This window comes from Achromobacter sp. RW408, assembly GCF_003184165.1.
GTDB lineage: Bacteria > Pseudomonadota > Gammaproteobacteria > Burkholderiales > Burkholderiaceae_B > Achromobacter > Achromobacter xylosoxidans.
This window is the reverse complement of sequence record NZ_QHHO01000049.1, coordinates 1,193,424-1,206,436: the sequence shown is the minus strand read 5'-3', so window position 1 is coordinate 1,206,436 and position 13,013 is coordinate 1,193,424. Positions and strand designations below refer to the sequence as shown.

Sequence of the window (13,013 nt, the reverse complement as noted above, 5' to 3'; positions counted from 1 at the left end):
TCGGCGTTCTGCTTGACCGTCGAGGCCAGCTCTTCCATCGAGGCCGCGGTTTCCTCCAGCGAGGCCGCTTGCTGCTCGGTGCGGCTGGACAGGTCGGTGTTGCCGGCCGCGATCTCGTGCGAACCGGTATTGATTTCGTCAACGCCGCGGCGCACCGAAGAAACCGTGCGCGTCAGGCTTTCCTGCATGCGCTTGAGGGCCGCGAACAACTGGCCGATCTCGTTGGTGTTGCGAACCTCGACACGGGCGGTCAGGTCGCCGCCGGCAATGCGGTCGAAATGATGGCCCGCGTCCTTGAGCGGCTGCAACACGCGGCGGCGCAGGAACACGTAGGTGGCGAAAACCAGCAACGCGGCGATCACGCCGCCCGCCCCGACCGCCATCAACACGAACTGGTAGCGCACCTGGGCCACTTCGAAAGCGTCCAGCATCTTGCTGGCGCGCCAGAAATCGAAACCTTCGACGGCGCGGGCGAAACGCCCTTCGAGCGCGTCCTGCACCTTCTGCACCTGCGTCTGGTAGGCCGGCATGTCGGCCTTTTCCAGCGCCGCCGTCAGCGGCAACAGGCCTTGCTGGACCAGCGCGCCGTAGGACTCCTCGACTTCCTTGAGCGAGTCGGCCGCCTCGGCCGGCTTGGGCAAGGTCTTGAAATAATCGAACTCGGCCTGGCCCTTGTTCTGCGACGCCTTGGCGCGCTCGAGCAGCCCGGCGGCCTCGCTCGACAGGCCCTGGGTCAGCAGCGTCGGCTGGCCGACGCTGCGCACGATATCGGCGTAGTTGGCCGACGCCGCGCGCCCCAGCCCGTTCAGGCTGTCCTTGTAGCTGGACACGACGCGGCCGAGCGCGTCGTTCAGTTCTTGCGATTGCTTGATTTCCGCCAGTGTCGTGTTGCTGATACGCAACGACAGCACGCCCAGCGCCGCTCCAATCACCAACATGAATGAGAAAAACGCCAGCACCCACAACAGGCTGCTGCGTATCGTCATGTTCGCGAAAAACTTGCGCATCACAAGCACCACTCCAGACAGAAATCGTTAACAAAAGCGCCATATCGAATCCAATATGGCGCGCCCATCTTCCTGGGGTGCGCAGCCGCCATGGCCTCTCGCCTGGCCGGCCGCGCGCCCGGACCCCGCAGCTCCGATCAGGAGGCGACCTTCTCCACCAGGGCCATTTCATCGCTGGTCATCATCTTTTCGATGTCGACCAGGATCAGCATGCGTTCGTCGACTGTGCCCAGCCCGGTCAGGTATTCGGTGGACAGGGTGGCGCCGAACTCCGGCGCCGGACGGATCTGGCCGGCGTTGAGCATCAGCACGTCAGACACGCCGTCGACCACGATGCCGACCACGCGGCGATCGAGGTTGAGGATGATGACGACGGTCTGCTCGTTGTATTCGACGCTGCCCAGGTTGAACTTGATGCGCAGGTCCACGATCGGCACGATGATGCCGCGCAGGTTGGTCACGCCCTTGATGAACGGCGGAACATTGGCGATACGGGTCACCGTGTCGGCGTCATAGCCGCGGATTTCCTGCACCTTCAGGATGTCGATGCCGTACTCTTCATCGCCCAGCGTGAACACCAGGAACTCGTTGCCGACATCTTCATTGCGCGCGGCTTGCGCTTGCGGTTTGGCTGCCATGGGGCTATTTCTCCATCAATTCAGAATGGCTTCGGGCTGCGACCAACGCTCACGGTTGGCGCGCGCAAGCGCAAATACGTCGACGATCAGCGCCACGCTGCCATCGCCCAGGATGGTGGCGGCGGAAATGCCGGGGACCTTGCGGTAATTCGACTCGAGATTCTTGACCACCACCTGGTGCTGACCAATCAGGTGATCCACCAATAGTGCAAAGCGGCGGTCCTCGGCCTGCATGATGACGGCAATGGCCTGCGTGGGATCGGTCTGCGCATCGCTGACCGAGAACACGCGATGCATTTCCACCAGCGGCAGGTATTCGCCGCGCACGTGCATGACGCGCTCGTTGCCGGCCACCGAGTAGATCTGGTCGTTGGTCGGCTGCAGCGATTCGGTCACGTGGTTCAGGGGCAGGATGAAGGTTTCCTCGCCCACCCGCACCGACATGCCGTCCAGGATCGCCAGCGTCAGCGGCAGCACGATGCGCGTGGTGGTGCCATTGCCCGGCTCGCACGAGAGCTGCACGTGGCCGCCCATGTCCTGGATGTTCCGGCGCACCACGTCCATGCCGACACCGCGGCCGGAAATGTCGGTGACCTTTTCAGCCGTGGAGAAGCCCGGCGCGAAGATCAGCTGCCAGATTTCGTCGTCGGGGGAATTCTCGTTGACCGGCAAGCCCTGGGCCATGGCCTTCTTGAGGATCTTCTCGCGGTTCAGGCCGGCGCCGTCGTCGCTGACCTCGATCACGATGTTGCCGCCGTTGTGCTGGGCCGACAGCACCAGTTGGCCGACCGGGTCCTTGCCGGCGGCGACACGCTTCTCGGGCGTCTCGATACCGTGGTCCAGGCTGTTGCGCACCAGGTGCGTCAAAGGGTCGATGATGCGTTCGATCAGGCTCTTGTCCAGTTCGGTGGCGCGGCCGTAGGTCTGCAGTTCGATCTGCTTGCCCATCTTGCCGGCGATGTCGCGCACCAGGCGGGGGAAGCGGCTGAACACGTAGTCCATGGGCATCATGCGGATGGACATGACGGCTTCCTGCAGGTCGCGCGCGTTGCGCTCGAGCTGCTCCATGCCGTTGAGCAGGCGGTCGTGCAGCACCGGATCCAGCGTCGACGCGGTCTGCGCCAGCATGGCCTGGGTGATGACCAGCTCGCCCACCAGGTTGATGACCTGGTCGACCTTTTCCACGCCCACGCGGATCGAGGTGGACTCCTTGTCGGCGTGGGCCGGTGCGGCGGCGGCGCGGCTGGTGCGCGCGGCCTGCGAGATGGCCTCGGCGGCGGCGGCGGACTCGGCCACGGCGGGCGCGGCCGCGACCGGCGCGGCCTCGGGTGCCGCGGCGACCGGCGCAGCGGCCACGGCGGGCGCCGCCGCGGCAGGTTCGTCCGCGGCGGCCGGAGGCGCTTCGCGCGCAATGCTGAGCTGGTCGGCGTCGACGATGAAGCAGCAGACGGCCTCGATGTCATCCGGGGTGCAGGTGCTGTCGACCCAGACGGTCAGCACGCCGTTGGCGCGCTCGCTGGCCTTGACCTGCCCCAGGTTGCCCATTTCCTCGAGCAGCGAGGCTGCGTCCTTGTCGGACACCTTGGTGATGCGCACGCGCAGCGGCAGGCCGGCGGTGTCGGCGGACTCGGCCACCGGAGCTGCCTCGGCCACGGGCGCGGGCACCGCCACCGGCTCGGGTTCGGGCGCGACCTGCGCCACCGGAGCAGGCGCGGGGGTGGGGGCCGGCGCCGGCGCGGACGCCGCGGCGGGGTCCTTGTGCTCCAGGGCGAGCTGTCTCAACACCGCGCAGATACGCTCAAACACGGCTTCATCGGGCTCTTCGGAGGCCCGGTAGGCATCCAGTTGGCTTTTGAGCACGTCTTTCGTTTCCAAGAAAATATCAATCATGTCCGTGCGCAGCGCCATTTCGCCGCGACGGATCGCATCCAGCAGGTTTTCAAGCAGGTGGGTGGTGCCCGCCAGCTGGTTGAAACAGCCGAACGTCGCCGCGCCGCCCTTGATGGAGTGCGCCGCGCGGAAGATGGCATTGAGCTGTTCGATGTCGGGCGCGCCCACGTCGAGCTCGAGCAGAAGCTGCTCCATTTGCGCGAGCAGCTCGTCCGCCTCGTCGAAAAAGGTCTCGTAAAACTGACTGAGGTCCAATCCAGAACTCATGACCCGTACGCCTTCATAAATGAACTCGCCTATGCGCCGGACTGCTCGTCGAGCAGTTCAGACGCCAATTCCACCAGCACATCGGGATCCACCGGCTTCGAGAGCCAGCCGCATACGCCCAGATCCCGCGCGGCCATCTTGCTGTCCACGTCGTCCTCGGTGGTCAACACCAGCACCGGCACATCCAGGTACTGTTCCTGTTCGCGCAGGCCCTGGATCAGCTGCAGTCCGCCCATCACGGGCATGTTCCAGTCGCTCACCACCAGGTCGACCGGATGGCTTTTCGCCACCTCCAGCGCCTCCTGGCCGTTGCCGGCCGTCAACACCTTCCATCCCGCGCCCGTCAGCGTGGCCTGGACGATCATTCGCATCGTCGCCGAATCGTCCGCCACCAAAATCGTTGCCGCCATTGCTATCGAGCCCCTTCGGCCGCCGGCGTCGCCGCCGGTTCGCCTTGCTTGGTTGCCGTCGTGGCCTGGGCGGCGGCATTCACCGCCTCCACGGCCGTCCCAACCTCGCGGGCATCCTTGGCGCTGACGTCCGCGGCCGCGGCGTTCTCGTTTTCGATGCGCCGCTGGGTGCTCTGATTGAGCACCACCAGGCTGATACGTCTATTAACGGCCGCATACGGATCATCTTTAACCAGGCTCATGCTCGATGACAGGCCCTGGATGCGCATGACCTTGCTTTCGTTCATGCCGCCGGCCACCAGTTCCTGGCGCGAGGCATTGGCACGATCGGCCGAGAGTTCCCAGTTGCTGTAGGCGCGTTCGCCGCGCGCATACTGCGACGCGTCGGTGTGGCCCGAGATGCTGACCTTGTTGGGCAGCTCGTTCAGAACCGGCCCCAATTCCCGCAGGATGTCGCGCATGTACGGCTGCACTTCGGCGCGGCCGGTGGCGAACATGGGGCGGTTCTGGTTGTCGATGATCTGGATCCGCAGGCCTTCGGTGGTCATGTCGATCAGCAATTGGGGCCGGAAGCTTTTCAGCACCGGGCTGTTCTCGATGACGTTTTCCAGCCGCTTCTTGAGGTTTTCCAGCCGATGCTGGTCGCGCCGCTCGGCGTCGCCCTTGGGCTGGGCCTCGACCCGGTTGCCCTGGGCGCGGCGCTCGTCGCCGTCGTTGCGCAGGGGGTCGCGTCCGCCGCCGGGAACCGCGCTGGTCTCGGCCGAACTGCTGGGGCCGCCGGTCAGCGCCACGCGCAGGGGCATGCGGAAGTACTCGGCAATGCCCTTCAGTTCCTCGCGCGGCACGATGCTGATCAGCCACATCACCAGGAAGAACGCCATCATCGCCGTGATGAAGTCGGCGTAGGCGATCTTCCAGCTGCCGCCGTGGTGCCCGCCGCCGTGGACCTTCTTGCGGCGGATCACCACACGGTGGTTGTTTACCGTGCTCATGGCCCGCTCCGTCAGGCCTTGGCGGTGGACTTGGTCTGCCGGACGTGTTCTTCCAGCTCACCGAAAGTCGGACGCACCGACGAGTACAGCACCTTGCGGCCGAATTCCACCGCCAGCTGGGGCGGATAGCCGTTCATGCTGGCCAGCAGCGTGGTCTTGATGCATTCCAGCACCTTCATGGCCTCGTCGGTGCGGCGCTCGATGCGCGAGGCCAGCGGGCCGACGAAGCCGTAGGCCAGCAGGATGCCCAGGAAGGTGCCGACCATGGCCTTGGAGATCAGGTCGCCGAGAATCGCGGGCGGCTGGTCCACGGCGGCCAGCGCCTTGATCACGCCCAGCACCGCGGCCACGATACCGAACGCGGGCAGGCCGTCGGCCATCTGCCGGATCATGCTGGCAGGCACTTCACGTTCGTGGCGGTAGGTTTCGATTTCCTCGTCCATGAGCGTTTCGATCTCGAACGAGCTCATGTTGCCGCTGATCATGATGCGCAGGTAGTCCGTGATGAACTCCATGAGCTTCTCGTCCTTGGCGATGCGCGGATACTCGCTGAAGATCGGACTGGAGGCCGGATCCTCGATGTGCGATTCGATCGCCATCAGGCCTTCGCGGCGCGCCTTGTTCAGCAACACGTACAGGAGCGCCATGAGCTCCATGTAGACGTCCTTGCCGTAGCGCGAGCTTTTCAGCGTGTCGGGCAGTGCCTTCTTGACGAGCATCAGCGATTTCTTGCTGTTGCCGGCCAGGAAGGCGCCGAAGGCCGCGCCGAAGATCAGCGTCAACTCGAACGGCTGGTAGAGCGCGCCCATGTGGCCGCCCAGCGCTACGAAGCTGCCGATGACCGACACGATCACCACTAGAAAACCGATAACAATCAACACATCAGGCCCCTGCCAACGAAGTCTAAAACCGGCGTCAATGATCCCCTGTTCCCCCCGTCCCAAAAAGGCGGGTTACGGGGAGTTTTCCAGGGCTTTTGATGTATTTGGACGCGCCGCTCAGGAACGGGCGGCGTCTACGGCTGGCACGGATCGGCTGCCCGCGCGCGCCTTGGCGGCGGCGCGGGTCTTGCCGGCCCGGGGTGGCGGACGGCAGATCGCGCACACGAAATCCGACTGGGGATCATGCGCATGCGCGATGAAATGCCCGCCGCACTGGCGGCAGGCGGAAAGTTGCAGCATGCCGCTGTCGAAAAACCGCACCAGCATCCAGGCGCGGGTGAAACTGAGCACCGGCTCGGCCGATTCGGCGTTGTCGACGCCGGCGTTCTCGAGATACAAGCGGTAGGCGTCGATGATGGCGCGGATACCCTTGCTGCTGGTACGCGCGTTCAGGAACGAATACACGTTGTAGAACAACGACGAATGAATGTTCGGCAACCAGGTCATGAACCAGTCGACCGAAAAAGGCAGCATGCCCTTCGGTGGCGAGCAGCCGCGGATTTCGCGGTAGAGACGGGCCAGGCGGTCATGGCTGAGGCTGGTTTCCGCCTCCAGCACCTGCAGCCGCGCGCCCAGGGTGATCATGGAGCTGGCTAGCAGGATGTCATCCGCTTCCTGCGAAACGCTCTTGGTGGCCATTGCACGTATCCGAGTGGGAGTCGACCGGCCGTCAGGCCAGTTCTTCAACAGGTTGCTTGGCCAGCAGGATCGTCGCGTGCGCTTGCTGCAGCGCACCACCCAGCACGTCGTGCGTCAGGGCAGACAGCAGGCTGTAGTCATCGAAACGGAAGCGGCACAGGAGCGAGCTGGAGCTGGCCAGCTTCACCAGCTGGGCCGGAGAAAGACGCATCAGGATATCGGCAACCTCGTTGCTGAAACCCAGGCGGAACATCGATGCAGCATAGTCATCGCGCAGCATGCGCTGCGCGAGAAGTAGATAGGACAGATTCACTTCACGGATATCTGCCAGCAAAGAATTTTCGACTTGTTGCACGCCCGACTCCCTATTCCCTATCCCACCGAAGGGGCTTGATAACCAAAAGCATTTGGCAACATCTGTTGCACCCTGCCCGCTGCATCCTGTTTTAATGCGAAATGTATCATTTGTTCGCAATTTAAGTAAAATTTACCACAGGTCATGTCATTTTCTATGACTTATATGACAAATCTTTGTTGATATTGCGCAACTTGAGACTTTAGATACACCTTGACATAGAAAGTCCTCACAAATGTACGTCAATTTGGCAAATAAGCATTCAAAACGTTGCGTGCTTTAAGGAATGAAATACCGTCTTTTACCGACAATGACACCTTGCCGATGACAGAATCTTGCTAGCTTTAGCGCAGCCGCGCGTTTGTCGACAATGTCGCAAATTGACAACAACCGACAATGCGTCACGATGGACACCGCCTGACACTCCCGCAATGCCCCACGCAGATGACAGCTTGGTCGAATATGCCCCGCTAGTGCGGAAGCTGGCCCTGCAATTGCTCGCCCGGCTGCCCGCCAGCGTCGAACTGGACGACCTGATCCAGGCCGGCATGATCGGCCTGCTGGACGCCGTGCGGCGTTACCAGGAAACGGCCGACGCGCAGTTCGAGACCTACGCCACCACCCGCATCCGCGGCGCCATGCTCGATGAGCTGCGCGGCCAGGATTGGCTGCCGCGCAGCGTGCGCGCCAAGGCCCGCAAGATCGAACAGGCCATCCAGTCGCTGGAACAGCGACTGATGCGCGCGCCCACGGAAGCCGAGATCGCCCAGCAGATGGAGATCCCGCTGAACGAATATCAGACGCTTCTGCACGACGCGCAGGGTGTGCAGATCGTCCACTACGAGGATTTCGCGACCGAACCCGATACGGGCTCGGGCTCCGGCCAGTCCGACTGGACCGCCACGCTGAACCACGGCGCGGCCAGCGGCAATCCGCTCGATTCCCTGCTGGCCGGTGATTTCCGCCAGGCGCTGATCCACGCCATCGACTCGCTGCCCGACCGCGAGAAACTGTTGTTGTCGCTGTGCTACGAGCAAGGCCTGAACCTGAAGGAAATCGGCGCGATCATGAACGTGACCGAGGCCCGCGTCTGCCAGTTGCGCTCGCAGGCCACCGCCCGCATCCGCGCCAAGCTGCGCGAACAGGCCTGGCAGGACCTGCCCCAGGAAGGGCAGATCGCGCAGATCATCTGAGACCGCGCACGTTCGTGCCGATGTGGTCCGCACAAATCCGGGACCAGTCTGTATCGGCCTCCCACCCGACGAAACCCGGGCTCTTTCCGCCCTTTTTCAAGCCTTCCGCATCCACCATCGGCTGATAGGCTGTCGCCTGCACAATGCCTTTGCCTACGCGCGCGACCAAGCGGCCAAAGTTGCGGCCGCCTCGACACGGACTCCAAGATGACCGAACCCGATCTGTTGAACCAGGCGATTTCCAACGCCTACGACGAAACGCCCTATGTTTCAAACGCCATCTCCCATAGCGCGCCAGGCCAACTGCGGGCGGTAGCCCATCTGTTCGGACACGCGGCGCCGCCGCTCAATCAGGCGCGCGTCCTGGAAATCGGATGCGCGGCGGGCGGCAATCTCCTGCCTTTCGCGGCTGCCCACCCCGACGCAAAAATCGTCGGCGTGGACCTATCCTCGGCACAGGTGTCGGAAGGCCGCCAGGTCATCGAGCGGCTCGGGCTGCGCAATATCGAGTTGCTCGCCATGAGCCTGACAGACATCACCCCGGATTTCGGCCAGTTCGACTACATCATCACGCACGGCGTCTACAGTTGGATTCCCGCGGAGGTTCGCGAGGGGCTCATGCGAGTCTGCCGCGAGAATCTGGCGCCGGCCGGCGTAGCGTATATCAGCTACAACACTTATCCCGGTTGGAAAGTCTCGGAGGTGGTGCGCGACGCGCTCGTGCTGGGCACGTTCGGCGCCAGCACCAGCGCAGAAAAGCTGACCAAAGCGCGGGAAATACTCTCCATGCTGGAGCACGGCACAGCTGAATCCAATGCGCAAGCGATTGCGATACGCCACCTTGCCCAACATTTGCGCTCACAACCCAACCATTATCTACAGCACGAGTACCTGGAAGCGGTAAATTCGCCCTGCTACTTCCTGGAGTTCGTTGCCCAGGCACAGCAACACCGCCTGGCCTATCTGGCTGATGCAATGCCGGAAACGTCGATATCGACCAACTACGGCAACCACGTTGCCGCGCACCATCAACAGGTATCGCAAGGGTTCGACCGTGCTGTGCGCGAGCAATTTCTGGATATCGCGATCGGGCGCCAATTCCGACGCAGCCTGCTTGTCCATGCCGACCAAGCGGCCAACGCGCTGGAACAACCCGAAGCCAGTGGATTTGCCGATATGCATTTCACGGCGCTACTGGACCTGGCGCCCCCGGACGCCGCGGACTCGCCCCCGGGCGAACACCGTTATCAAGGACGCACGGGAAAAACCTTGACGACGTCCGATCCAGGACTCATCGCACTGGTCGACCGTCTGCGCCTGGCGTGGCCGGCCACCGTTCCTTTTTCCGAATTACGCAGCCTCGTCCGCCCCCATGCCACCGGACTCAGCGAAGAAGAACTGGACACGACCATATATGTGCACCTGGTGACGCTGCTCAATATGGGCGCCTTGCAGTATCGGCTGGAGCCGGCTCCGTACCAGGACAGGATATCCGCCAAGCCCCGGCTCATCCCCGGCCTGGCCTCCCTGCTTGCGACGCAGCAGACGCAAGTTGGCGCGTACAACCTGTGGCACCAGACATTGAATCCACCCACCGACGAAATCATCAAGTTCGTCATGGACCGGCTGGACGGCAAGCAGACCCTGGTCGCGCTGCGCAATCAGTTGCGTACCGCGCTGGCCGCCAACAAGCTGCGGCACCCCAGCGGCCAATCCGTGAAGAACGCGACCAATCTGGACGCGATCGCCCAGGATCTGCTCAAGCAAGTCCTGGCCAATCTGCAAAAGATGGCGGTGCTGCACTGACGATTGAGGCCTCTTCAGACTCGGCCCCCAAAAAATTTGAGAATTCTTGAGTTTTGCCCTAAAGAACGATCCTGGGGCGCCGTAATCCTGGCAACGGAAGAACTATCGCACCAAAAATGCGTATTCCCGTTACACAGTTGGGCGGCCTAGCTGCCCGGTTTGAAGAAGCCTTTCTCTCTTGGGAGCCTAAACATGGCTGCAGTCATCAACACCAACTACTTGTCGCTGGTTGCCCAGAACAACCTGAACAAGTCCCAGTCCGCCCTGGGTACCGCCATCGAACGCCTGTCGTCGGGCCTGCGCATCAACAGCGCCAAGGACGACGCCGCCGGCATGGCCATTGCCAACCGCTTCACCGCGAACGTCAAGGGCCTGACCCAAGCCGCCCGTAACGCCAACGACGGCATCTCGCTGGCCCAGACGACGGAAGGCGCCGCCTCCGAAGTCAACACCCACCTGCAGCGTGTCCGCGAACTGGCCGTGCAGGCCGGCAACGGCAGCTACTCGCAAGAGCAGCTGGATTCGATGCAAGACGAAATCAACCAGCGTCTGGCCGACATCGACCGTATCTCGCAACAAACCGACTTCAACGGCGTGAAGGTCCTGTCGGGTTCGGCCAAGCCGCTGACCCTGCAAGTCGGCGCCAACGACGGTGAAACCATCACCCTGAACCTGACCGAAATCAGCGTCAAGACGCTGGGCCTGGACGGCTTCAACGTCAACGGCAAGGGCGTTGTGCAGAACCGCGCCGCCAACGTCAACGACCTGACCGGCCCGAACGTCGGCGCTGTGCCTGGCCAGCCCAACCAATACGACGTCACCACCAAGAACACCAGCGCTTCGGCCGCTGATGTGCTGGGCAAGCTGAGCGACGGCAACACCGTTTCGGTCCAGGGAGCCACTGCGACCACCGTCTACAAGTACGATGCCGCCGCCGGCAACTTCACCTACAACAAGGTGGATACGGGCGCCAACGTCGCCACGGCGATCACAAGCAAGATCGGCTCCACGCCGGCCACCGCCACGTACAAGAACAATACGCAGGAAGTCAGCATCCAGATCGCCTCCGACGGCAAGATTTCCGATGCCAATGGCAATGCGCTGTACTACGACACCGCCGGCAACCTGTCGACCACCGACAACGGCGGTAACTGGAACCAGGCGACCGTAGCCAACCTGACGGGCTTCATGGGCACCGCCGGCACCGCTGCGGGTGTCCAACTGACCGTCAACGGCACGACGTACAAGAGCCAAGCGACCGGTACCGCGGACATCTCGTTCCAGACGACCGCCACCACCGCCGAAGTGCTCAGCGCCATCGACGGCCTGGGCGCGACCAAGACCGCCACCATCACCATGGGTTCGGGTGTGTTGTCCGCAACCGTCGTGGTGGACGAAAACGGCCTGGTGCAGCAAGGTGGCCAGAACCTGTACGTCAACGACAAGCAGGAACTGTCGACCACGTCCAAGACGGTTCAACGCTTCGAATTCGACCAGATCTCGGGCAAGATCCAGGCCATCGCGGGCGGCAACACGTACACCAAGGCTGGCGCCGCCGCGGACGTCGCCACCGGCGTCGATCCCAACGCCGACAGCATTGGCAAGCAGCTGTTCATCAACAGCGCCGGCAAGATGACGTTCGAAACCACCAGCAAGGGCGACAAGACCACCGACCCGCTCAAGACGCTGGACTCGGCCTTCACCAAGCTGGACAAGCTGACGGGCGAACTGGGTGCTGTGCAGAACCGCCTGGAATCGACCATCGCCAACCTGAACAACGTCGTGAACAACCTGTCGTCGGCCCGCTCGCGTATTCAAGACGCGGACTACGCCACGGAAGTGTCGAACATGTCGAAGGCTCAGATCCTGCAACAGGCTGGCACTTCGGTTCTGGCGCAAGCCAACCAAGTGCCGCAAACCGTTCTGTCGCTGCTGCGTTAATCACGCCGCAACGCCTGACGGTTGGGCAAGGCGGGCCGCAAGGCACGCCCTGCCCGCCTCCCGCGCCGGGTGCCTCGCACCCGGCCGCACAACAAGCCGGCGCAAGCCGGCTTGTTTGCATTTACGCCTCCCCAAGGTCCCGCCCCAAGGCCGGCGGCAACGCGCCATCGGGCCGCGGTTTGCACGCTTTCGGCGCCTCATTCCCCGCACCTCCTTCGTTCCCGGCCGCGCTTGCGCCGTTGCGCGCGCGTGGACTGCCGCTGCGCACCGGGCCCACGAATCGCCCGGGCTTCCAAGCGATCGTGGAAGGTGGCTTTTTGCCACCTTCTCGCTTTTTTGAGACACGCCGCGGGCCTTCATAATTGCCCTCGCACGCTTTTGTATCTATATCTTTCGTAATATGACCACCACGCCTCCCGATCCACTCGCTACGCGGCATGACGGCACCACGGATCAAGACGACCAGGCGCCGGTGGACCCCCACACCCAGCGCCTGCGCGAAGAAAACCGCGCCTTGCGCGAACTGCTGGCCGCGCAGGTCCAGGCTTCGATCCCGCGCCGTCCCGGCCCGCTCAAGCGGCTGGGCTGGTGGCTGATCAGCGCGCCCGGCGCCGCCCTGGTCGGCTGGCGCAGCCTGCTGGGGCGTGAAGACGCCACGCCGATCACCGGCAAACGGGTGGGCTACGCCACGCTGACGGTGCTCTACACCCTGGCGATCTATGGCGCGCTGGTGCTACTGGTGGTGTCTTGGAGCACGCCCGATGCCGGACGCACGGGCGCATCCGCCGCCGGTCCGGTGCGCGTACCCCTGGGCGCGCCGCCGGGCGTGGGACCGGAGGCCGCCCGGCCGTCGGACCCGCGCTCGCCCGCGGCTCCCATTGCGCCGCGCACCGCCGATGCGCCCCCGCCGCAGCCGGGCGCCACGGACAGCGTC

The 13,013-nt window shown here is 63.5% G+C and carries 11 protein-coding genes and 1 pseudogene; 4 read left to right on the top strand and 8 right to left on the bottom strand.

What is annotated here, in order from left to right; all coding sequences use genetic code 11:
• The 8 genes from DK459_RS25065 to flhD form a co-directional block, all read right to left on the bottom strand.
• The coding region (locus DK459_RS25065) for a Tar ligand binding domain-containing protein (protein WP_146221929.1) at nt 1-1,007 on the bottom strand (1,007 nt) is incomplete at its 3' end.
• Nucleotides 1,008-1,144: 137 nt separating this feature from the next.
• On the bottom strand, nt 1,145-1,645 hold the full coding sequence (gene cheW / locus DK459_RS25060) for a chemotaxis protein CheW (RefSeq protein ID WP_006387513.1): 501 nt from the start codon (nt 1,643-1,645) through the stop codon (nt 1,145-1,147).
• Nucleotides 1,646-1,660: 15 nt separating this feature from the next.
• Nucleotides 1,661-3,802 carry a chemotaxis protein CheA gene (cheA, locus tag DK459_RS25055; protein ID WP_038503359.1) on the bottom strand — a complete coding sequence of 714 codons (2,142 nt, stop codon included), beginning with the start codon at nt 3,800-3,802 and terminating at the stop codon, nt 1,661-1,663.
• Between the two features lie 29 nt (nt 3,803-3,831).
• Nucleotides 3,832-4,212, bottom strand: coding sequence for a response regulator (locus DK459_RS25050; RefSeq protein WP_006387511.1), 381 nt, complete (start codon nt 4,210-4,212; stop codon nt 3,832-3,834).
• A 2-nt stretch (nt 4,213-4,214) separates the two neighbouring features.
• Complete coding sequence (gene motB / locus DK459_RS25045) at nt 4,215-5,204, bottom strand: flagellar motor protein MotB (RefSeq protein ID WP_006387510.1); 990 nt, start codon at nt 5,202-5,204, stop codon at nt 4,215-4,217.
• 11 nt (nt 5,205-5,215) lie between these two features.
• Nucleotides 5,216-6,085, bottom strand: coding sequence for a flagellar motor stator protein MotA (motA, locus tag DK459_RS25040; protein ID WP_006387509.1), 870 nt, complete (start codon nt 6,083-6,085; stop codon nt 5,216-5,218).
• A gap of 117 nt (nt 6,086-6,202) precedes the next feature.
• Complete coding sequence (flhC, locus tag DK459_RS25035; protein WP_006387508.1) at nt 6,203-6,784, bottom strand: flagellar transcriptional regulator FlhC; 582 nt, start codon at nt 6,782-6,784, stop codon at nt 6,203-6,205.
• 31 nt (nt 6,785-6,815) lie between these two features.
• The gene (gene flhD / locus DK459_RS25030; protein WP_006219025.1) at nt 6,816-7,139 is read right to left on the bottom strand and encodes a flagellar transcriptional regulator FlhD; all 324 of its coding nucleotides are present in this window, start codon (nt 7,137-7,139) and stop codon (nt 6,816-6,818) included.
• Between the two features lie 431 nt (nt 7,140-7,570).
• Between flhD and DK459_RS25025 the strand changes: the two genes are divergently transcribed.
• The 4 genes and pseudogenes from DK459_RS25025 to DK459_RS30845 all read left to right on the top strand — a co-directional run.
• The gene (locus tag DK459_RS25025; protein WP_006387507.1) at nt 7,571-8,332 is read left to right on the top strand and encodes an RNA polymerase sigma factor FliA; all 762 of its coding nucleotides are present in this window, start codon (nt 7,571-7,573) and stop codon (nt 8,330-8,332) included.
• A gap of 207 nt (nt 8,333-8,539) precedes the next feature.
• Nucleotides 8,540-10,138, top strand: a complete 1,599-nt coding sequence (locus tag DK459_RS25020) for a class I SAM-dependent methyltransferase (RefSeq protein WP_024068622.1) — start codon at nt 8,540-8,542, stop codon at nt 10,136-10,138.
• Between the two features lie 192 nt (nt 10,139-10,330).
• The gene (locus tag DK459_RS25015) at nt 10,331-12,079 is read left to right on the top strand and encodes a flagellin (RefSeq protein WP_024068621.1); all 1,749 of its coding nucleotides are present in this window, start codon (nt 10,331-10,333) and stop codon (nt 12,077-12,079) included.
• Nucleotides 12,080-12,479: 400 nt separating this feature from the next.
• A pseudogene (locus DK459_RS30845) lies at nt 12,480-13,013 on the top strand (hypothetical protein); the annotation flags it as partial.

Bases quoted from the DNA above. Each gene is read 5' to 3' on its own strand.
- cheW (WP_006387513.1), bottom strand. From the start codon at position 1,645: ATGGCAGCCAAACCGCAAGCGCAAGCCGCGCGCAATGAAGATGTCGGC.
- cheA (WP_038503359.1), bottom strand. From the start codon at position 3,802: ATGAGTTCTGGATTGGACCTCAGTCAGTTTTACGAGACCTTTTTCGAC.
- DK459_RS25050 (WP_006387511.1), bottom strand. From the start codon at position 4,212: ATGGCGGCAACGATTTTGGTGGCGGACGATTCGGCGACGATGCGAATG.
- motB (WP_006387510.1), bottom strand. From the start codon at position 5,204: ATGAGCACGGTAAACAACCACCGTGTGGTGATCCGCCGCAAGAAGGTC.
- flhC (WP_006387508.1), bottom strand. From the start codon at position 6,784: ATGGCCACCAAGAGCGTTTCGCAGGAAGCGGATGACATCCTGCTAGCC.
- DK459_RS25025 (WP_006387507.1), top strand. From the start codon at position 7,571: ATGCCCCACGCAGATGACAGCTTGGTCGAATATGCCCCGCTAGTGCGG.
- DK459_RS25020 (WP_024068622.1), top strand. From the start codon at position 8,540: ATGACCGAACCCGATCTGTTGAACCAGGCGATTTCCAACGCCTACGAC.
- DK459_RS25015 (WP_024068621.1), top strand. From the start codon at position 10,331: ATGGCTGCAGTCATCAACACCAACTACTTGTCGCTGGTTGCCCAGAAC.